General features: G+C 32.3%; 22 protein-coding genes. All 22 read left to right on the top strand.

The window, feature by feature from the left end; genetic code table 11:
- Nucleotides 1-588, top strand: coding sequence for a sugar transferase (locus KWG70_RS11275; RefSeq protein WP_230936134.1), 588 nt, complete (start codon nucleotides 1-3; stop codon nucleotides 586-588).
- 2 nt (nucleotides 589-590) lie between these two features.
- Entirely contained in the window at nucleotides 591-1883 is a 1293-nt protein-coding gene (locus tag KWG70_RS11280) for a nucleotide sugar dehydrogenase (protein WP_230936135.1), read from the top strand.
- The gene (locus KWG70_RS11285) at nucleotides 1883-2863 is read left to right on the top strand and encodes an SDR family oxidoreductase (RefSeq protein WP_230936136.1); all 981 of its coding nucleotides are present in this window, start codon (nucleotides 1883-1885) and stop codon (nucleotides 2861-2863) included. Before KWG70_RS11280 ends, KWG70_RS11285 begins: the two co-directional genes overlap by 1 nt.
- A gap of 54 nt (nucleotides 2864-2917) precedes the next feature.
- Nucleotides 2918-3850 (top strand): glycosyltransferase family 2 protein, encoded by a 933-nt coding sequence (locus tag KWG70_RS11290; protein WP_230936137.1) that lies wholly within the window; start codon nucleotides 2918-2920, stop codon nucleotides 3848-3850.
- The gene (locus KWG70_RS11295; RefSeq protein WP_230936138.1) at nucleotides 3843-4532 is read left to right on the top strand and encodes a GNAT family N-acetyltransferase; all 690 of its coding nucleotides are present in this window, start codon (nucleotides 3843-3845) and stop codon (nucleotides 4530-4532) included. Before KWG70_RS11290 ends, KWG70_RS11295 begins: the two co-directional genes overlap by 8 nt.
- A 22-nt stretch (nucleotides 4533-4554) precedes the next feature.
- On the top strand, nucleotides 4555-5691 hold the full coding sequence (locus KWG70_RS11300) for an acyltransferase family protein (RefSeq protein ID WP_230936139.1): 1137 nt from the start codon (nucleotides 4555-4557) through the stop codon (nucleotides 5689-5691).
- The gene (rffA, locus tag KWG70_RS11305; RefSeq protein WP_230936140.1) at nucleotides 5688-6815 is read left to right on the top strand and encodes a dTDP-4-amino-4,6-dideoxygalactose transaminase; all 1128 of its coding nucleotides are present in this window, start codon (nucleotides 5688-5690) and stop codon (nucleotides 6813-6815) included. The genes KWG70_RS11300 and rffA overlap by 4 nt, the downstream gene beginning before the upstream one ends.
- Nucleotides 6805-8430 carry a hypothetical protein gene (locus tag KWG70_RS11310; RefSeq protein WP_230936141.1) on the top strand — a complete coding sequence of 542 codons (1626 nt, stop codon included), beginning with the start codon at nucleotides 6805-6807 and terminating at the stop codon, nucleotides 8428-8430. The genes rffA and KWG70_RS11310 overlap by 11 nt, the downstream gene beginning before the upstream one ends.
- Nucleotides 8431-9285, top strand: coding sequence for an ABC transporter permease (locus KWG70_RS11315; RefSeq protein ID WP_230936142.1), 855 nt, complete (start codon nucleotides 8431-8433; stop codon nucleotides 9283-9285). It begins immediately after the preceding gene.
- A 33-nt stretch (nucleotides 9286-9318) separates the two neighbouring features.
- A complete protein-coding gene (locus KWG70_RS11320) occupies nucleotides 9319-10560 on the top strand; it encodes an ABC transporter ATP-binding protein (RefSeq protein ID WP_230936143.1) in 1242 nt (413 codons plus the stop codon).
- A 9-nt stretch (nucleotides 10561-10569) separates the two neighbouring features.
- Nucleotides 10570-11802: a polysaccharide pyruvyl transferase family protein gene (locus KWG70_RS11325; protein WP_230936144.1), complete on the top strand. Its 1233-nt coding sequence runs from the start codon at nucleotides 10570-10572 to the stop codon at nucleotides 11800-11802.
- Between the two features lie 21 nt (nucleotides 11803-11823).
- Nucleotides 11824-12927 (top strand): glycosyltransferase, encoded by a 1104-nt coding sequence (locus tag KWG70_RS11330; protein ID WP_230936145.1) that lies wholly within the window; start codon nucleotides 11824-11826, stop codon nucleotides 12925-12927.
- A 41-nt stretch (nucleotides 12928-12968) separates the two neighbouring features.
- Nucleotides 12969-13874 carry a sulfotransferase domain-containing protein gene (locus KWG70_RS11335; protein WP_230936146.1) on the top strand — a complete coding sequence of 302 codons (906 nt, stop codon included), beginning with the start codon at nucleotides 12969-12971 and terminating at the stop codon, nucleotides 13872-13874.
- An 84-nt stretch (nucleotides 13875-13958) separates the two neighbouring features.
- Nucleotides 13959-14918 (top strand): glycosyltransferase family 2 protein, encoded by a 960-nt coding sequence (locus KWG70_RS11340; RefSeq protein ID WP_230936147.1) that lies wholly within the window; start codon nucleotides 13959-13961, stop codon nucleotides 14916-14918.
- Nucleotides 14919-15094: 176 nt separating this feature from the next.
- On the top strand, nucleotides 15095-16087 hold the full coding sequence (locus KWG70_RS11345) for a glycosyltransferase family 4 protein (protein ID WP_230936148.1): 993 nt from the start codon (nucleotides 15095-15097) through the stop codon (nucleotides 16085-16087).
- Nucleotides 16080-16913 (top strand): glycosyltransferase family 2 protein, encoded by an 834-nt coding sequence (locus KWG70_RS11350; protein WP_230936149.1) that lies wholly within the window; start codon nucleotides 16080-16082, stop codon nucleotides 16911-16913. Before KWG70_RS11345 ends, KWG70_RS11350 begins: the two co-directional genes overlap by 8 nt.
- A 1-nt stretch (nucleotide 16914) precedes the next feature.
- Nucleotides 16915-17829 carry a glycosyltransferase family 2 protein gene (locus tag KWG70_RS11355; RefSeq protein ID WP_230936150.1) on the top strand — a complete coding sequence of 305 codons (915 nt, stop codon included), beginning with the start codon at nucleotides 16915-16917 and terminating at the stop codon, nucleotides 17827-17829.
- 6 nt (nucleotides 17830-17835) lie between these two features.
- The gene (locus tag KWG70_RS11360; protein WP_230936151.1) at nucleotides 17836-18717 is read left to right on the top strand and encodes a hypothetical protein; all 882 of its coding nucleotides are present in this window, start codon (nucleotides 17836-17838) and stop codon (nucleotides 18715-18717) included.
- 23 nt (nucleotides 18718-18740) lie between these two features.
- A complete protein-coding gene (locus tag KWG70_RS11365; protein WP_230936152.1) occupies nucleotides 18741-19463 on the top strand; it encodes a sulfotransferase family protein in 723 nt (240 codons plus the stop codon).
- Entirely contained in the window at nucleotides 19464-20324 is an 861-nt protein-coding gene (locus KWG70_RS11370) for a glycosyltransferase family 2 protein (RefSeq protein ID WP_230936153.1), read from the top strand.
- An 11-nt stretch (nucleotides 20325-20335) separates the two neighbouring features.
- A complete protein-coding gene (locus KWG70_RS11375) occupies nucleotides 20336-21355 on the top strand; it encodes a glycosyltransferase family 4 protein (protein ID WP_230936154.1) in 1020 nt (339 codons plus the stop codon).
- Nucleotides 21356-21390: 35 nt separating this feature from the next.
- A complete protein-coding gene (locus tag KWG70_RS11380) occupies nucleotides 21391-22140 on the top strand; it encodes a class I SAM-dependent methyltransferase (RefSeq protein WP_230936155.1) in 750 nt (249 codons plus the stop codon).
- Nucleotides 22141-22144 lie beyond the last annotated feature (4 nt).

Raw genomic sequence — 22144 nt, forward strand, 5'->3', positions numbered from 1 at the left:
ATGATAGGAAGAAAGCAACTCTTAGCGAAGCGTATTTTTGATCTTATATTATCTATCTTCCTGTTCCCTATCTTAATTATCCCTATTATTCTTTTGGTTCTAATGTCGACTTTAGATACTAGGCAATATGGTATTTTTTCGCAATGGCGTGTTGGTCAACATGGTCGCCTTTTTAAGATTTATAAGCTGCGAACTTTAAAACAGGAAAAGCATGAATTGGGACATCTCGATAAGAGTGCAACACGTTTAGGTAAAATCTTAAGGCACACGAAACTTGACGAGCTACCACAGTTATTTAATGTTCTTAAAGGTGATATGAGTTTTGTTGGTCCGCGACCTGATATTCAGGGCTTTGCAGATGAATTAACAGGCGATGACAGAATTATTTTAATGGTCAAGCCAGGCATAACTGGACCAGCAACTCTAAAATACAAAGATGAAGAAGATATTTTGTCTCAACAACTTGACCCTGAAACTTACAATAGAACGATTATTTGGGTAGATAAGGTTGAAATCAATAAAAAATACGTGCAAAATTGGAGTTTTTATTTAGATTTGACCTTTATAATAAAATCTATACTTAACTGAAAATGAATTCCAATAAGAAAATAACCATCCTAGGACTAGGCTATGTAGGTTTACCACTCGCTGTTGAGTTTGCCAAAAAATACATGGTGATTGGATTTGATATCAATGAAAAACGAATCAAAGAACTTAGGGACGGTGTTGACAATACACTGGAAGTTGAAGATGATCATTTACAATCAGTTTTAACCTCAAATCCAAATTCTGAAACAGGACTATTTATATCAAGCGATACTAACGATACAAAAGATTCTAATATCTATATTGTCACTGTTCCAACACCTACAGACGAACTTAAAAGACCTGTATTTACACCATTAATTAAAGCTAGTGAAAGTGTAGGAGCAGTATTGAAAAAAGAAGATATTGTTATTTATGAATCTACGGTCTATCCAGGTGTAACAGAAGATATTTGTGTACCTATATTAGAAAAACAATCTGGTCTAAAATTCAACGAAGATTTTTTTGCAGGATATTCTCCAGAGCGTATTAATCCGGGTGATAAGAAACACACGGTTACAAAGATTCTCAAAGTAACCTCTGGTTCTACACCAGAAATAGCTAAAGAAGTTGATGACTTATATAAATCTATAATTGTAGCTGGAACACATTCGGCACCATCAATTAAGGTAGCAGAAGCTGCCAAGGTTATTGAAAATTCTCAGCGTGATATCAATATTGCATTTGTGAATGAGTTGTCAAAAATATTTAGGTTACTAGATATAGATACTAAAGCAGTTCTTGAAGCTGCCGGAACCAAATGGAATTTTATAAAGTTTACACCAGGTTTGGTTGGTGGTCACTGTATAGGTGTTGATCCATATTATCTCGCTCAAAAAGCTATTGAGTCTGGTTATAACCCTGAGATTATTCTTGCTGGTCGTAAAATGAATGACAGTATGGGTGGCTACGTTGCTCAAGAAACTGTGAAGATGATGATTAAAAAAGGTGCAAGAATAAAAGATTCTAATGTGCTCGTTTTAGGAATTACCTTTAAAGAAAACTGTCCAGATATAAGAAACTCTAGAGTTATAGATATTATAGAAGAGTTTGAAACTTACAATGTTAATGTTGATGTCTATGACCCTTGGGCATCTAAAGCTGAGGTAACTCATGAATATGGTTTCGAATTATTAGATAATGAGTCCCAATTAAAAAGTGACTATGATGCGATTGTTCTTGCAGTATCTCATAACGAATTTTTAGAATTGGACTTACAAAAATTAAAATCGGATATAGGAGTTATTTTTGATGTGAAATCCTTACTTCCTAAACATACTGTAGACGCCAGATTATAATGTACGAACATAAATATCATAACCAAGACTTAAGTCAGTTGTCGTTTCTAGTTACTGGAGGCGGAGGCTTTATAGGTTCTAACCTTGTTGAGTATCTTTTAAAATATAATGCAAAACGCGTTCGGGTTTTAGATGATTTTTCAAACGGACACCGAAAGAACCTAATAGAGTTTCATGATCATCCAGCGTTTGAACTTGTAGAAGGTGATATTAGAGATTTACAAACATGTAAAGATGCTATGGTAGATATCGATTATGTATCACATCAAGCAGCTTTGGGTTCGGTGCCACGTTCTATCAATGATCCCGCAACAACAAATGCCGTAAATATCTCAGGCTTTTTAAATATGATGATCGCTCTAAAGGAGTCGTCTACTGTAAAACGAATGGTTTATGCAGCTTCGAGTTCAACTTATGGTGATAGTCAGTCATTACCTAAAATTGAAGATCATATTGGAAATCCACTGTCACCATATGCTGTGACTAAATACGTCAATGAATTGTATGCTGATGTATTCGGAAAAACGTATGACACCGATGTTGTTGGTTTAAGGTATTTCAATGTCTTTGGACCAAAACAGAGTCCGGATGGTGCTTATGCTGCAGTAATTCCGTTGTTCATGCAAGCGTTAAAGGAAGAGAAATCTCCTAAAATTAATGGTGATGGCGAACAAACTAGAGATTTTACATTTGTTGATAATGCAGTACAAGCTAATGTTCGCGGTTTTTTTGCTTCGGAAAATGCCAAAAATCAAGTGTTTAATGTGGCCTGTGGTGAGCGTATAAGTGTCAATTACCTCTGGGACTCACTTAAAATTGCCGCTAACTCTCAAGTAGAAGCGATTTACGGACCTCCAAGACAAGGTGATGTAAGAGACTCATTAGCAGATATTTCTAAAGCTAAAAGTTTGTTGGGTTATGATCCTAATTACACAGTTCGAGAAGGCTTAAAATTAACTTGGGACAGTTTTAGTTCATAACGCTTTAGTAATTTATTTTATTTATATAAATTGAAGAATTAAATCTTTAATTATATGATCGAACAACCTGAAATTTCAGTAGTAAGCCCAGTTTATAAAGCTGAGGGCATCATTACAGAACTCGTTCAGGAAATTGACCAAGCGCTTAGTCCGCTTAATATTCCATATGAAATTGTATTAGTAGATGATAGTAGTCCAGATAATTCGTGGACAGTCATGAAATCACTTGCTTTGCGTCGAGACAACCTTAAAGTATTTAAGCTAAGTCGTAACTTTGGACAACATCCAACAATTATGGCTGGTTTATCTAAGGCAGAAGGTCGCTGGACTGTGGTTATGGACTGTGATTTACAGGATAAACCAAGTGAAATTCCTAAACTCTATGAAAAGGCTCAAGAAGGATTTGATTCTGTTTTAGCAAAACGGTCACAGCGAAAAGATGGGTTTTTCAAAAAAATAATGTCGAAATGGTTTTATAAATGCTTCGCTTTTTTCACCAATATTGAGGTTGATAAAGAAGTTGCAAATTTTGGTATTTACAATCAAAAAGTGATTAAAAGTATCCTATCCATAGGAGATGCTTTAGTGTTTTTTCCGTTGTTTGTGAAATGGGTAGGTTTTAAACAAACGTCAATAGAAGTTGAACATTCAAAACGAAGTGAAGGCAAATCTAGTTACAGTTTTTTTATGTTGCTGAAACTAGCTTTTAATACAATTATATCCTTCTCTGATAAGCCATTGCGTCTATTTCTTAATATAGGATTAATCACGTCATTTCTGTCATTTATTGGTGCTATTAGAATACTCATTAAAGCACTAAACGGCGAAATTGAAATATTAGGTTATAGTTCTATTTTTATAAGTATATGTTTTTTCTCTGGAATTATTATTAGCGTATTAGGTGTCATAGGAATTTACTTAGGTAAAACCTTTAATCAATCTAAAAGTAGGCCTTTATATATTATAGATGATGAGCCAGTTGAATAGACTTTCTTGGGATTCAGATTTCTTTGCACTTGAGATAGCTGAATATCTTCATAATGGTTTGGATACATTACCTAATGACCAAAACAATGCATTTGATTTAATAGTTCTTAAGACTGAAGACGAACAGCCTATAACTATTGAAGGGTTTTATCCTAACTTTTCAGAATCCAAAATCACATATTCTAAGTCTATTGATATCACAAATATAAAAGGTGTAGATTCGACCGTGTTTGACCATGATATACATCCAATTTCTGAAAATGAACTATTCGATTTGGCTTTTGAGAGTGGTAAGTATAGTAGATTTAAATTAGATTCAAACTTTTCAAAAGATCAATTTGAAAGCCTTTATAAGGCGTGGATCATCAATAGTTTGAATAAAAAGATGGCTACAAAAACCTTTTACACGAAGTACAACGATACAATTACAGGTTTTGTGACACTCAAAAAAAATGAACCATCTGCTCAAATAGGATTAATTGGTGTTAGAAATGAATTTCAAGGTCAAAAAATTGGCACAAGACTCATGAATGCTGTGATTAGTTATTGTGCAGAACATAACGTAAAACAACTCTATGTGGCGACTCAAAAGTCTAATTCTCAAGCCTGTGTATTTTATGAAAAGAACGGTTTTAATGTGCATGACGTACTGCATATTTCCCATTTTTGGAAAGTGAATTAAAAAGCTATTTTAACTAATCTAAATGATAGGAAAGAAGAAGATATTTTTTAACGGACTTAACGAATTAAGAGCGATCGCAGCGTTTGGTGTGATTGTGCATCATTTAGAACAGTTTAAAAAGTTAGATGGAATCAAAATCTTTGATACACCTTTTCATTATTTAGTGCATAGCCTTGGTAAATCTAGCGTGCATTTATTTTTTGTGTTAAGTGGTTTTCTAATCACCTATTTACTGTTTCAGGAAAAACAAAACAATGGTAAAATTCATATCAAGAAATTTTATTTAAGACGTATCTATCGCATATGGCCCTTGTATTACCTTATCATGTTTATAGGGTTTATTGTTATACCATATATTTCTAATTTTGATATTTTTGAAAACGTTGCTAACCTATGTCGAGTTATCGAAAATGCTGATAATTATTCAGCAACCAATATAGCATTGTACTTAGGTTTTTTGCCACAATTTGCTAAACCAGTGCTTGGTGTGGCTCAGTCTTGGTCTATTGGAATAGAAGAACAATTCTATTTATTTATACCACTGGCATTGCATTTACTTACTAAGAAGTGGTTCTTAAGACTTTTAATAGTGACATTAATTTGTTATTCGGTAGCGACGTTTTTTGTACATGACTATCTCAGCTATAAAACCATCGTTTACAAGATTTTTAAATTCTTTAAAATTCAGTATCTTACTATTGGTGCTATTGGCGGTTATCTTTACTTTTTTCATTCGGAAATGATTAAAAAATGGACAAGCTCTAAATACATCTACACCATTTTAATTGTGCTTATATGTTATTTGATGGCTGTGCCAGTTGTTGGTTTGAAAATTCAAGAATTTATATTAGCAATAGGGTATATGATACTTATTTTGATGACCATAAACAGCGCTAATACTTTGGCATTACGAAACAAGTCATTGGCATATCTTGGTAAGATTTCCTATGGGATTTATATGTATCATCCTTTTATGATTTTTCTAGTTATGCCAGTTGTAAATAAATATGTTGAAAATCATGTTGAAGGTGGTGTGTTTTATAACCTAATGCTCTATATATTTACCTACATGCTTACAATTATAGTTAGTATATTGTCCTATAGATTTATTGAGTCTAAATTCATAATGATAAAGGATACTAAATTCAAAACAATTTGATCCCATTTAATAAACCTTTTTTAACAGGAAACGAAACAAAATACATTGAGCAAGCAGTAGCTTCTGGAAAAATTTCTGGAAATGGGATGTTCACAAAAAAGTGTCAGCATTTTTTCGAATCTAAGTTTGGAATTAAAAAGGCTTTACTCACCACGTCTTGCACTGACGCCCTTGAGATGTGTGCCTTGCTTTTAGATGTTACTTCAGAAGATGAAATCATTATTCCGTCGTATACATTTGTATCAACAGCCAATGCTTTTGCGCTTAGAGGCGCTAAAATTGTTTTTGCAGACGCCTCAAAACATCATCCCAATATTGACGCTTCAAAAATTGAAGCTTTAATTACAAAGCAAACTAAAGCTATAGTCGTAGTACATTATGCTGGCGTATCTTGTGATATGGATGCCATCATGAGCATTGCAAAAAAACATGATATTTATGTTGTTGAGGATGCTGCTCAGGCCATAGATAGTTATTATAAAGGAAGACCTTTAGGAAGTATTGGTCATCTGGCAACCTTTTCTTTTCATGAAACAAAAAACATTATTTCAGGTGAAGGTGGATTATTAGCTATAAATGATGAACGGTTTATTGAGCGGTCTGAAATTATCTGGGAAAAAGGAACTAATCGATCTGCTTTTTTTAGAGGTGAAATTGATAAGTATGGTTGGGTAGACTTAGGATCTTCATTTTTGCCATCTGAAGTTATCGCAGCTTTTTTATGGGCACAATTAGAAAATTTGGATAGCATTCAAAACAAAAGAAAACAACTTTGGAATGCTTACAACAAAGCTTTAAAAGTGTTAGCTCAAGCTGGCCATTTTAAGCTTCCGCAGATAGAAGAACATGCTTCTAACAATGCGCATTTGTTTTATATTATTTGCAAAACTAATCAAGAACGTCAGGCACTTATTGAGTTTTTAAAGTCTAAAGATATTAAAGCCGTATTTCATTATTTAAGCTTACATAAAAGTAGTTACTATACAGATAAACATGATGGTAGAGCATTAGAGATGACAGATTATTATGCCGATCACTTGTTAAGGCTTCCTTTGTTTTATGAACTAGAATTAAATGATATAGATTATATCGTATCTCAAATCCAATCGTTTTATGAAAATTAAAAGGGTCTATCTGTACTACCTATTTCTATTTGTAATCGTTGGTCTATTGACGCTTAATTTTAACTATATTGAAGGCGATGATGCAAGAACAATACTATACCATGTCTTTGGAAGAGATGCTAGCTTTCAGCCGCCATACTCTCCGTATCACTCTATGATAGATACTTTGTTGGCTGCTATTCAAACTACCAATGAAAACACACTCCGAATTTTTAGTATCTCACTAACATTTGTATCCAGTTTTTTTGTGCTTGTTTTTATGACCAAAATTTTTGAACGCGTCTTTAAAACTGATATGAAAGGCTTGGTTTTGTTTTTAATAGTACTGCCTTTTATAATTCCAGAAACACTTTTAAGTGGTTTGTTTATTAACCCAACAAATATCTCGTTCGCACTTATCTTGGCGTCACATGTACTGCTTATAAAATATGAAGAAAACCAAAGTATAATTACATTAATTTTTTCTGTTTTACTTTTTGGATTGGGTGTTAGTTTTAGATGGAGTAATGGATTTTACTTATTTGTGTTGTATGGCTATTATGTATTGTATAATGTAGAGCACATTAAAGATATGTTTAGGTTGAAAAGCTTAAAAACGAGTTTTATCATATTTCCTTTTTATATACTTTCGGTTGTGATTTGGATTCAAATCTCGGGTTATTCTGTAAAAGATATTATCGACGTATATCTTTATGGATCTAGTTATATAGAAGATAAAGAGTTTTCTTTACTTTCCTCATTAGCTTCAATGATCTCATTTTCAACACCTGCATTTTTAGTTTTATTGATTTTTGGTATATATCATTGTTTCAAACAAAAGATATACATACCACTGCTATTATTGGTGTTTTCTGGTTTGCCATATATTTTTTTAGGAATGGTACCTATGTATAAATACTTGATCACACTTGTTGTTCCATTGGTAGTGATTTTAATTTATGGTTATAAGATTATTACGAATAGAAATTTGAAAATAGTTGTAATGGCTATCGTTTTTTTACCGTGGGTATTTGGCCTTCAAGTAAAGAATAATACAGCTTGGGGACCAGGTTTTGAAGTGCGAGCTATTGAAAATAATGCCATAGACACCAATAATTTTAATCCGGATATGTCAACTTCAATATCAGATGTAAGTGTTGTTTTTGGTTCGGGGATGGCTATGCCAACTTCGGAAGGACCTCGACCACTTTTTGGATTTGGAGGTGTAATGTTATCCGGCTGGGACCAATTTGTGACAGACAATAATAACGAAAGAGAATCTGCTGTTAATTATGCTATTGAAAATAATTGTAATATTTTGCAGGACGTTAATCATTCGTTTATTGCATCCAAACTCTGTGAGTTAGGTTTTACTACTAAAGACAGGTTAAATGCATCAAACGAATTGGGAGTGCACAGAACATTTAGCAATGCAGATACTAGGATTAGTATTGACGTGTTAGAAAACAAAAAAGCACTGTTTAATACTGAATTAATGAACTCATATTTATCAAAAAACCAGAAGGTTGTTGTCTATTCTTCATATACTAATATCATCACTAAGTTGAAATCTAAATATGGAGATCAATTTAAGCAACAAGGAGCGTTTTGGGGTATTTTAATATTGAATAATTAAATGAAAGAAAATCCGTGGTTATATACTATTTCTTCTAAACAAAAATTGTTACATCTCAATTTAAAAGAGATTTGGCAATACAGAGATTTATTGGTTTTATTTGTTAAAAGAGATGTGGTTACAGTATATAAACAAACTATTTTAGGACCCTTATGGTATTTGATCCAACCCTTATTTACGGCACTTACATTTACATTAATTTTTAACAAGGTTGCAAATATTGAAACAGGAAGTGTTCCTCCGTTTTTGTTTAATCTTGCAGGTATTTCTATTTGGAATTATTTCAAGAACTGCCTTACTGCTACCTCAGATACGTTTAAGGTTAATGCCAATATTTTTAGCAAAGTCTATTTCCCCAGAGTCATACTGCCAATGTCTATTGTGATATCTAATTTGGTGAAGTTTGGTATTTCACTTCTTATCTTTTTTGGGTTTTATGTTTATTATTATACAACAGGAGCCAGTATATCTATAAACCGATGGTTAATTTTATTTCCAGTACTAGTTATGGTTATGGGGCTATTGGGATTAGGAATGGGAATGATCATTTCATCTTTAGTTACTAAATATCGAGATCTTAAATTCTTAGTACAGTTTGGAGTTCAATTATTGATGTATGTATCTGCTGTGATGTATCCATTGGCTTTAATGCGTGATAAGTTGCCTAGATTTGCTTGGTTAGTAGAATATAATCCGTTGGCCTATGTTATTGAAGCAGCTAGGTATATGTTGCTTTCAGATGGTACATTGTCCATTAACGGACTCATATATACATTAGTTGTGACATTAGTGATTTTGTTTTTCGGACTCATTATTTTTAATAAAACAGAGCGAACTTTTGTAGATACAGTATAATAAGTGTTCAAAAATCTTAGAATAAGCTAAACTATGAGTGTTATTTTAAAGGCATCAAATATTTCAAAACAATACCGACTTGGTCTTATAGGTACTGGGACTTTGAGCCATGATCTTAATCGTTGGTGGCATAAATTAAGAGGCAAAGAAGATCCATACCTAAGAGTAGGTGATAGTAACGATAGAAGTACAAAAGCCGAAAGTGATTATGTTTGGGCCTTACGTGATGTTGATTTTGAAGTGGAAAAAGGAGAAGTACTTGGAATTATTGGAAAAAATGGAGCTGGCAAATCAACACTGTTAAAAATATTATCTCGAGTAACAACGCCAACCATTGGTGAGATCAAAACTAGAGGTCGAATTGCTTCATTGCTTGAAGTAGGAACAGGTTTTCATCCCGAATTAACAGGGAGAGAAAATATCTTTTTAAATGGTGCTATTCTAGGAATGAATAAATCTGAAATTTCTAACAAATTAGATGAAATCGTTGAGTTTTCAGGATGTCAACGTTATGTAGATACACCAGTAAAGCGTTATAGCTCTGGTATGAGAGTGCGACTAGCCTTTGCTGTAGCTGCATTTTTAGAACCAGATATTTTGGTAATCGATGAGGTTTTAGCGGTTGGAGATGCTGAGTTTCAAAAGAAGGCTGTAGGTAAAATGCAAGATATTTCTCAAGGAGACGGTCGAACGGTTCTTTTTGTAAGTCACAATATGGCTGCAGTAAAACGTCTGTGCTCTCGAACAATTGTATTAGAACATGGAAAAATTGTTTATAATGGCGACACAGATGAGGCCATTAATACATATCTTTCTATAGGTGAAGAAGATCATGATGTTATGCATTATGTAAGCAAAGATGAAAATACTCATGTAAAAGACATTGAAGTTTTAAGCGAGAACAAAACTTTTTTAACTGGAAGCACACTAAGCTTCAAGATAAATATGAACTCTAAACCTAAAGGAGATTTTAATGTGCTCATTGGGATTTACAATAAAAAAGATGAAAAGGTGATGCATTTATCCAGTAAAGACTTTATGAATAGTCTTGAAATGAATGCTAAAGGTGAAATTGTTTGCCACTTGGATAAGAATCCATTAATACAAGGAAATTACTACACAAACATAGTCTTACAATACAATAAAGATGAACATGAAAAGCATAATGAATGTTTAAGATTTTCAGTGGTTAATGGAGATTTCTTCAACACGAATAAGTTACCTAGACTAGAAAAGATAAATGTATTTGTAGACCATTCTTGGTCGTCTAACTAATAGTGTAAAATGCAAAAAAAGAAAATAGTCGTTATAAATTCTGTTCCTGTTAATGGAGGCGATGAGGCTTTATTATATGCAACATTACAAGGATTAAATGCTATTTTCGATACACCGCAAATAAAAGTCTTAAGTGATAATCCAGAGCTAGCTAGGCACTATATAGATTATACTCAATTTGATTATGATTGGGAGTATGCATTACTTAAAGCAGATGCCGATGAAAACCAATTCTTTCATAAAGTTAAAAAGAAAGTAAGACAATTTTTTAATACTACTTTCGCTCTACCTTATACTAGCTTTTGGTCCAGATTGCTGGCATCAAATCGAGAAAAAAGAGTGTATGCTATTTTAAAAGAATCTGACGCTGTAATTTTAAGCGCAGGAGGTTATATTCACGATCATTATGGTTTTGATAAGCGATTAGAAACTGTAAAGTTTATTAATGAAAAATTGAATAAACCTTATGCCGTTTTTTTTCAGTCTGTTGGGCCATTCTGGAATGCCCAAAATTACTCTAAACTAATTCATTTTTTTAAGAATGCCCATAAAGTGATTCTTAGAGAACAGTATTCATTGTCTCATTTAAAATCTATCGGTTATGATGATGACAATGTTATTGTGAGTACAGATTTGGCGTTCTATTTAAATTCTGAGTTTTCTGAGAAAAAGAAAACAAATTCTGGAATACATAAAATTGCTTTGAATTTTAGAGAGTGGCCTTATGAAAACGAAGGTGAACACATTAAAGACAAAGCTCTATTATTATGTAAATATCTTATTAAAGAAGGCTATAATTTACATTTCATATCCACCTGTCAAGGCGTTAAAGATTATAAAGATGATTCTATTTTTGCAAAACAAATCATTACTTTATTAGATACTGAAGAACAGAAGAAATGTGTTTTAAATGATCAGAAATTTGAGTTAAATGAGCTTGTGTGCCAATTTGGTTCTTATGATGCATATATTGGTATGCGATTACATGGTGCTATTCTTTCTCTTTTGTCAAATACTCCAGCTTTAAATATAGCATATGAAGATAAAACTTTAGGCATTTATGATACGATGAATCTTGCTGATTTTTGCTTTTCTTTTAAAGAAGAATTTCCGGTTTGGATGGAAAAAGTTGACAACTTTTTTTTGAATCATGCATCGTATTTAAATAATATTTCAGACATTAAGAAGGCTCAAGAAAAGATTGTTAAACAGCACCTTCTTGAGTTAAAAACTATAGTTTAATTTGAGTAACGAATTCAAAAAATGAGTAAGATTGCCATCATTGCACCAGCTAAGGATTTATATTCGGAGACATTTATTAAAGCTCAAAAAGATAGATTAGATGGCGATGTGTTTTTTTATTATGGAGGTAAATTACCAAAACACTTTGAATATAAAGGAGAGGTCACTTCTATTAATTCTACCGTTTTTGATCGTATTTCTAATAAAATAAGTGCTTCCAATTTTAGTTTACAAGAAAAAAAGATCATAAGTTCACTAAAACAAAATCAAGTGCAACTAGTACTCGCACAGTATGGACCTACGGCAACTAGAGTCGCTAAGCTATGTGAGTATTTGAAAATTCCTTTAATCACACATTTTCATGGTTACGATGCTAGTATGAAAAGCGTTATTGCCTCAAATGATTTTTATAAGACCGTTTTTCAAGTATCTCATTATGTTATTGCTGTGTCAAATGATATGAAACAGAATCTCATAGCTATGGGATGCCCTGAGCACAAAGTTATTTATAATCCTTGTGCTCCAGACGACAGCTTTTACAATATAGATCCATTGTTTACCAAACAACAGTTTTTAGCCGTTGGACGATTTACAGATAAAAAAGCACCTTATTATTCTATTTTGGCATTTAAATCGGTTGTAGCTCAATACCAGAAAACGACTTTGCTTTTAGCAGGTAGTGGACCATTATTAGAAACTTGTAAAAATTTAGTGAAAGCTTTTAACTTAGAGAATAGTGTAAAATTTTTAGGCGTAATTTCACCGGAAGAGTTTAAAAGCTTATTGACAGAGTCGCTGGCCTTTGTCCAACATTCCATAACTGCCGAAAATGGAGATCAAGAGGGAACACCAGTATCAGTATTAGAGGCAAGTATTGCAGGTTTGCCTGTAGTGTCAACGCGACATACAGGTATAAAAGATGTCATTATTCACAATGAAACAGGTTTGTTATGTGAAGAACATGATGTTCAGGCAATGGCAAATCATATGATAGCATTGATTGAAAATAAAGCTCGGGCTCATGAACTTGGACGTTCAGGAAAGCAAAGAATCTATCAAAGTTTTAGTATGGAAAAACATATTTCAGTGTTAAATAACTGCATTGATAAAGCTATTAGATCCTAATGATTAAGAAAAACAGGTTGTTTAAATCGTTTCGTTTTGTAATGATTTCTACTATTTTAAAGTTGAAATCTTTCCGAACTAAAAAGGCAATGCTCATATGTAGTTATCCTAGGAGTGGAAGTACTTGGATCATGGAACAAATAAATACCTATCCTAATACCATTGTAAATTGGGAACCGCTTCATGTTCAAAAAGGCGTCGTGCCAGTGTCATTCTTTTTGGGTGAAAAACCTTTAATACCTGTAGACTCTAAAAGTTCTTCATACAAAAGGTTTTTTGATTGTGTTTTTCGATTTAAAAATAGTAACCAATGGAATACTTGGTACTGTGGCTTCAAACAAGCTATTACAGCAAAATATGTTATCACGAAATTTGTAAGAGCTAATAATCTATTGCCTTGGTTTGTTAATACATTCGATTTTGAGTATAAGCCTATTTACTTGTTACGACATCCAATACCAACGGCTTTGTCTGTTATTAAATCTTTTTCTAATAATGCTTCGGAATTAATGAATTTCACAATGCCGAAAACACTCAATAACGATAGGTATCATCTACATGTAGATTATATAAACGGTTTGCAGACACGATTAGAACAACACGTCGCCATTTGGTGTATTGATAATATTGAAATTATTAATCACAATGATAGTAACCAATGGCTTTCTGTTTATTATGAAAACTTCATTTTAGATCCTAAAACATCTCTAAGTCATATTTTTGAAACTTGGAATTTGAATTATGATATGACCAAATTAGAAACCATAGATTTTAAAAAGCCTAGCCGAACTGTGTATGACAAAAATGATTTAAAATCTGATGCCAATTTGCATATTGAATCATTTTTAGAAAAATTCGATCAAGATGAATTACAACGAATTCAAGATATTTTGGATCATTTTGGTGTTAAAAATTATACAGCTTTTGATGCTTATCCTAAATGTTGATATAAGCTGTAATTTGAAATTGCAGAATGCGGTTTAAACCTGTCTCAATTTATTATATTGCATACATATTTAATACATTAGTATATGACGCCAACCGTCTCCATTATAATTCCCACATATAACAGAGTTCATATTATTGATAAGGCTTTGAATTCTATTATAGATCAAACGTATAGCAATTGGGAATGTATAGTGGTAGATGATGGTTCTACAGATGACTCTTTAAACTTGTTAGAGCAATTTCACAAAAAAGATCAACGTATTAGTTATTACAAAAGAGAAAGAACTCCAAAGGGTGCTCCCACATGCCGAAATATTGGTCTTGAACATGCGCATGGTGATTATGTGATCTTTTTAGATTCTGATGATTATTTAATGCCGTTTTGTTTACAACAGCGTGTAGACCAAATACAAAATCATCAAGATCACGATTTTTTAGTCTTCCCTATGGGTATGAAAGGTTATGGTAAAGTGACCAAAAAAGAGATAGAACCTAGCGACTCATACCTAATCGATTTTTTATCCTTTAAATTGGCATGGTCAATTATGTGTCCTATTTGGAAACGGTCATTTCTTAAAACGCTTAAGGGTTATACCGAAGGTTACCCAAGATTTAACGATCCAGAGTTAATGATTAGAGCTCTAATACAAGATGAGGTTAAATTTAAAGTGTGTCATGACCTAGATTATGATACGGTTTATGTGCCTGCAGAAATGGATAAGAAAATATACAAAGACAAAGTCTATAAAAGCTTGCAGTTATTTATTCCAGATATTTGTAAAACTCTGGATGATCACGAAAAATCTGATCATAAAAAGCACTTATTGAATTACCTTTTGCTTTGGTTTAAAAGTTTCTATTTGCCGTTAAAAACGAGTCGGTTAAAAGAATCTTTAGATCTTATAAAATTGTTTAGAAAACAGGAGATTTTATCGTTTTCAAAGTCTTTGAAACTCAAATATAATTTACTCGGCTATTCATTTTATAATTATTTTTTTCAACGATTTAGGAATAGGTTAAGGCGAAAAACGTTTTATAACTAAATTTTATACCAATCAAAAAAGTTATACTACTCATACGATTATTAAACTTTTTTCTGTTTGAATCTAAAAAGATAAAACAGGCTAAAGTCGTATTCTTTTTTCCGTATTATCATATTGGAGGTGCCGAAAATGTACACTTACAAATTGTAAAGTCCATAAAAGAGACTAAGAGCTACATGCTATTTACAAAGCAATCAAAAAGCGCCACGCTCTTAAACAAATTTAATCAAGTATCGCGTTGTGCAGATGTTTTTCAATTTGTTCGTCACGATGGATATATCAAGACTTTATTCATTAAAAAATTAAAACGCTTACTCAATGAGAGCTCGCAATTAATATCGGTTTTTGGTTGTAATACGGAGTTTTATTATCAATTCTTGCCTCATGTAAATACAAACGTAAAAAGAATAGATCTTACGCATGCGTTTTCAACACCAGATTACGGGCTAGAGCAATTCAGCATACCTTTTGTTGATTACTTGGATTATAGAATCGTTATTAATGCCAAAACAAAGAAAGATTTTGAACAGCAATATGTAGAACATAATATGCCTAAAGACCGACGAGATCATATCCTATGTATTCCTAATGGAATAGATATTGAAACGAATGGTATGAATAGGAATAAGACTTCTGATTTAACTGTTGGTTTCTTCGGAAGGTGGTCAAAAGAAAAAAGACCACAATTGTTTTTAGATGTGGCCAAGCTCCTTAATGATGAACATAGAACTATCAATTTTAAAATGGCAGGAACGGCTCTCGAACCTCATAAAGCTCAAATAGAAAATTCTAATGTGGAGTATTTGGGAGAACTTTCTGAAACAAGCGCAATTTCAGATTTTTATAAAAGCATTGACATTTTAGTGATCACGTCTTATAGAGAAGGTTTTCCATTGGTTATCATGGAAGCTATGAGCTATGGTGTTATTGTAATGGCAACTAATGTTGGAAGTATTAGTGAGCACATTAAAACCAATGAAAATGGGATGTTAATAACTGAAACAGATCCAGACCAAATAGTAAGGACAATAGCAGAAAAAATAGTAGTTTTATCAAACGATTCTGAGCTTAAAAAAGAATTGCATTCCAATGCCTTAGATTATGCAACATCAAACTTTGGAATTCGTCAATTTAATAAAGCTTACAGAGCGTTGTTAACCAATGAGTAGTAATCAAAACATATTAGTTTCTGTAGTCGTGCCATGTTATAATCAGGCGCAATATTTAGATGATGCCTTGCAGTCAGTTTTAGATCAAAGCTATACAAATTGGGAATGTATTATTATTAATGATGACTCTCCAGACCATACTGAAGAGGTCGCTAAGGTTTGGGTTGAAAAAGACCAGCGATTTTTCTATTTAAAACAAGACAACAAAGGACTTTCTGGTGCTAGAAATTTTGGGATAAGCCACGCGAAAGGCGAGTATATCTTGCCTTTGGATGCCGATGATAAAATTGGTGGTGACTACCTAGACCTGGCGATTAAGGCCTTTAAAAAAGATCAAGCATTAAAGGTTGTTTACAGTAATGCAGAGAAGTTTGGTCTAGAAAATAAAACATGGAATTTAAGACCTTTTTCTCTTTTTAATTTAGCAAAAAGCAATGTTATATTTTGTTCGGCAGTATTCAAAAAGGAAGATTGGGAGCATGTTGGTGGTTATGACGAACATATGAAAGGAGGTTTAGAAGACTGGGAGTTTTGGATACATATTTTAAAGTTTGGTGGTGAAGTCTTTAAGATCGATAAGGTGTGTTTTTTCTATAGAATTAAAGAAAACTCAATGATCAAAGACATCGCTGTTGATGATAAAATGGAACTCTACAGATATGTGAGTATTAAACATGCCGATTTCTTTGTGAATCAGTTGGGATCATTTAAAGAATTTATGTCTCAAGGCTTGAAAGAAAATGATGAACTTAGAGTACTTGTAAATAGCAAAAAAAATGCATTACACGTTTTACTGAAACCAATCACACGCTTTTTTAAATTTTAAATTGGAACACAAAGAGCCATACATAAGTATTATTTTACCTGTCTATAATGGTGAAAACACATTAAAGGCAACTCTGGATAGCCTGCTCAATCAAACCTTTACTAATTTTGAAGTCCTAATCGGTATTGATGGTACAAAAGACGGTTCTAAAACTATTGCAGAAAGCTTTGGTGACAAACGTATCAAAATTTTTGAAAACCCTAAGAACCTTGGACTAGGACCAAATCTAAATGCTATTATCAAGCATGCTCATCCAAGTTCAAAATATTTTGCAATGGCAGAGCAGGACGACTATTATGTGCCAGAACGTTTGCAGTGGCAAATTGTTGTTTTGGATGAAAAAGAAGACGTTGGCTTAGTATCTGGTATTGTTGAGTATAAAAGTAAGGATGGGAGCTTTTTCTTTCCTGGAATACTCATCGATAAAAAGCAATTTCCTAAAGGGGAAGAGTTGTTCTTACTCTTGTATAAGTATCAGCTTAAAGTCGTCAATACTTGTATGATGTGGCGAAAATCTGTTCATGAGGAACACAATTTAAAATTTACCGATAAGTATCCTAATATGAACATTGATTGGGATTTTATCATGAGGTTTTCGCTGGTTTCTAATATTTATGGTATTCATGAGGTTTTAGTCGTCATGAGTAGAGATGCTAATAATGATTCTGTAACAAGAAACAAAAGCCTTCAGCATGAAACTACTAGGCGACTGTTGATGGATTTTCGAGACGAATTTCCAAATATTGTTAAGGATAGCGATTATAAAAGGGCTTTAAAAGTACATCGTAAAGTAGAACTTGGTCACCATACTAAACTTAATATCTTTTTCTATGGCATATATTATTTTATCTTATATCAAGATTTTTATTTTATAAAGTATATTTTCATGAGAATTAAACGCTTTATGAAGTTTTAAATAGTAATGAAGACATTTGTAAATAAACTAATATTATTCTTACTGATTGCGGTGGTAACTATCGTTGGTACTATAGCGCTCATTAATAATTTAGTTAATAAAAATGCGAGTTTTAAAATTGATAAAGTCAGTAGTTCAATTGTGTTAGGCCATTCGCATGCAGAGTGTGCGTATAATGATGATTACATAAAGAATACATCAAATTATGCGCAATCAGGAGAGTCTTATCTCTATACATTTATCAAAGCAAGACAATTAATTAAAGATAATCCAACTATAGAACATATTTATGTGGAGTTTACAAACGATCAAATCAAGTTAAATAAGAACGATTGGATTTGGGGTGATAATTACTTATCAGATAAATACCCTAAATATGCTCCTTTTATGACGCTGAAAGAGCAACGTTTATTATTAACTCATAATTTTCGTGGTTATATGAATGTGGTTTCCGTAGCAACCAATAAAAACCTACTCAAATTAATCAATAACAAAAATGATCATACCAAGATCATTGGAGGATACAAAGCTCTTGATCACCAATTAGATTTAGATAAAATTACTGAGAGCGAAATAGAATTAGCGATCACGACTTCAAAGGATTCTATTTCAGTTCATAATGTTTTATATTTAAAGAAGCTAATCGATTATTGTAAGGAAAAAGAGAAAAAGATCACTTTGATTAGGAGTCCGCTTCATCGCAAGAACAATGATCGCAAAAATGAAGACACCTTTCAACGCATACGATTAGAGTATTTTAAGGATGTAGAATTTTTAGATTTTATAGATTTTCCTTTAGAAGATACAGATTTTGCAGATTTAGAGCATTTAAATAGTCAAGGCGCTATAAAATTCTCAGCATATATTGATAATCAGTTCAATCCATAATTTAAAATTTTTGAAGACAGTAGATGATAGACCACAAGCATAAAATCATTTTTATTCACATTCCAAAATGCGCTGGAACTAGCGTCTATAAATTTTTTAATCCAGATGTGAAATTTGATTTCAGAACACCAAATTATGATATCCACTATGGTTGGTGTCCTGATAGAAAAATTCATATGCAGCATGCTACGTCGAAACAGCTGGTTGAATTAAATTTGATTACGCCAGAGCAATGGAACACGTATTTTAAATTTACCTTTATTAGAAATCCGTGGGATCGTGTGTATTCAGATTATTTATGGATAAGAAAAACAGCGAAGATCAATGATACATTTATAAACTACCTCAATAAATCTGGAAGCTTTTCGAGTATTTTAAGTGATGATACCAACTTTGATTACAGAGGTGATCATTTAAGACCACAAACAGATTTTTTTAATGATGATCAGTATAAAATGGATTTCATTGGTAATTTTGAAACGTTTTCTGCAGACATGGAAAAAATACTAAAGCTTATAAAAGCTGGTGAGGTATTTGATTTTCATGAGAATATTAAAACAAAAGATAAGTTACATTATTCCTACTTTTTTAGCGCAAAACGGAAGCAATTATTTGAAGATTTATACCAGCAAGATATTCTTAAACTTGAGTATACATTTCAGAATAAAAAGAAAGAGGATGGAAAAGCTTGGGTACCGTTTACTTATTACGATATCATCAATACTAATAAACTTCTAAGAAAATAGATGAAAGTCTCTGTAATCTTACCCAACTACAACCATGCAGATTATTTAGAAGAGAGGCTAGATAGTATCGTTAATCAAACATATCAGAACATTGAGCTTATTATTCTAGATGATGCCTCAACAGATAACAGCCTTGAGGTGTTAAATCGCTATGCGTCACATGAAAAAGTATCTCATTTTATTATCAATGAAAACAATTCAGGATCTCCTTTTTTACAATGGAAAAAAGGGCTTCATCTAGCTACAGGTGATTATATATGGATTGCCGAAAGTGATGATTCTTGTGAGTTGGATTTTATAGAAACACATGTGAAGCATCTTCAAAAATTCGATGTTTCAGTTGCAAAAACATTAATCATATCAAAAGAAGGTAAAACAAATAAGGCTTTAGAGCATCCAATAGTGGTTAATGATTCACAACTCACAATTACAGCAGAGCACTTTGTAAATTGTCCAATTTCGAATGTAAGTACAGCCATGTTTAAAACTATTGATAAGGCAAAACTCGAAGCATCTACATTTTCCGAGTATAATTTGATTGGTGATTTAGTGTTCTATTTTGAATTTTTTAATACGCTTAATATCACCGAAAATATCGATACTACAAGCTATTTTAGGCAGTTTGGTTTGTCAAATCTAACAACTAAGAGCATGAGGTATTTTCATAAGTACTTGGTTGAGCATATTCGATTTATAAAATACGTGAATACAATTGAAAATGGAACGATTAAACACTTAGTAAAACCTTATATTAAAAGACGATTTTATAAAATTATGCATCGTAAAACGCTTAATGAAAAATTATCACTTCGCTTTTTTATTATTTTTCTGAAATACAAATATGAAATGCTCATTAATTAGTATCATTGTAAATGTCTAAAATTTATATCATCTCTAAAGATTGGGCCAGATCTGGAAAGTACTCTGGGTATCAAAAAATCATTAACTTTTTGAGTGTTGATTTTAGTTTAGTACGACATAATAACTTGCCTTATAGAATTAGACGCTACTTTGTAAAGAAGACTAATCTGGTTAATTATAAAGGTGAAAATATAACGAAAGAGTTTAAAATACTCTTGAAGGCATTTACGACAAGAAGAGTGCATATTATCTATGGCGAAATGGATTATTATTATCTTAAATTGTTGAAGAAATTTCCATTTGGTTCTAAAAAAAATATACTCTCAGCAACATTTCACCATCCACCATATGAACTTGAAAACAGGTTGCAATACAATCGAAAAGAAGTACTTGGAGCTTTGGATAAAATTATTGTCATGGGATCTAATCAAATTCCGTTTTTGAAACAATATACCAATGCCGAAATAAAGTTCATTCCACATGGTATTGATACTAGCTATTTTAGACCACCAGCTCGAGAAGGTGAGCGAAAAGACCAGATTTTTATCTTTGGTATATCACATCGTGATCACGATAGAAATTTAAAAATAATCAATAGGGTCAATGAGGTTTTAGACCTAAGGTTTATTATTGTGATGTTTGAAGAACATGCCAAATTGTATGAGCATATCGAAAACGCCGAAATCATAACACGTAATATTAACGATGTTGAACTGCTCGATTTTTATCAAACATCTAAGGCGGTACTGATGTCGTTTAAAGAGTGTACAGCCTCTAATGTGATCTTAGAAGCTTTGGCTACAGGTTGTCCTTTAGTAATGAATAATGTTGGAGCAGTGAAAGAATACATAACTGAAGAGAGTGGGATACAGCTTTTTGAGACGAACGATATAGAAGCTTCAGTACATTATATTTCGAGATTATTTACCGATGATAATTTTTTAAACGACGTTTCAAAAAAACATATAGAATTGGCACAATCCTATACTTGGGAAAAAGTGTCTAAAATGACTGAAGATTTCTTATTTTAAACCATTAAATGGTTATGATGAATCTCATTTAAACTATGGATGATAAACTCACAACACAAGCATATTGGGAAGCATATTACAAACGTAATAATGTATCGAAACAACAAATTATAAATGTTTGCTCTCAATACGATACCTATTGGGATTTGCTTTTTGGTGATAAACCTGAAGGTAAAGACTTAATAGAGATTGGAGGCTTTCCTGGACGTTATCTAGCCTATTTAGCATCAAAATACAATGTGAAACCTACGTGCTTAGACTATAATTCTGATGCAAAACAAATAGAGGCTAGTTTTAATGTATTGGATGTTAATGATTATGATATTCTTCAAAAAGATTTTACAACATATGAGACACTAAAAACGTATGATTATGTAATTTCCAATGGCTTTATTGAGCATTTTGAAGATTTCAACAGTATACTTGATAATCATGTAAGCTATCTTAATAATCATGGGAAGATGCTCATCATGATACCTAATATGAAAGGCTATATTAAGCTATATAAACAACTTGTAGATCCTAAAAATCTAGCGATTCATAATTTAAAATGTATGTCCTTAGACGTTTTTAAAGATTTTGCTGCTAGGCATAATCTAAAAATTAAAGAGCTCACTTATTTTGGGGGATTTCCACATGCAGTCCATCAAGAATTGAATATCGTACAAAAGGTTATCTATAAATTACATCGCTTATTCTTTAAAAAAATAGCAAATAAATGGGTGAATAAATACCCATCAAAACAGTTCTCTTCGACTATATTGGCTATTTTTGAAAAAAAATAAAACT

The organism is Psychroserpens luteolus (assembly GCF_021032705.1).
GTDB classification, from domain to species: domain Bacteria; phylum Bacteroidota; class Bacteroidia; order Flavobacteriales; family Flavobacteriaceae; genus Psychroserpens; species Psychroserpens luteolus.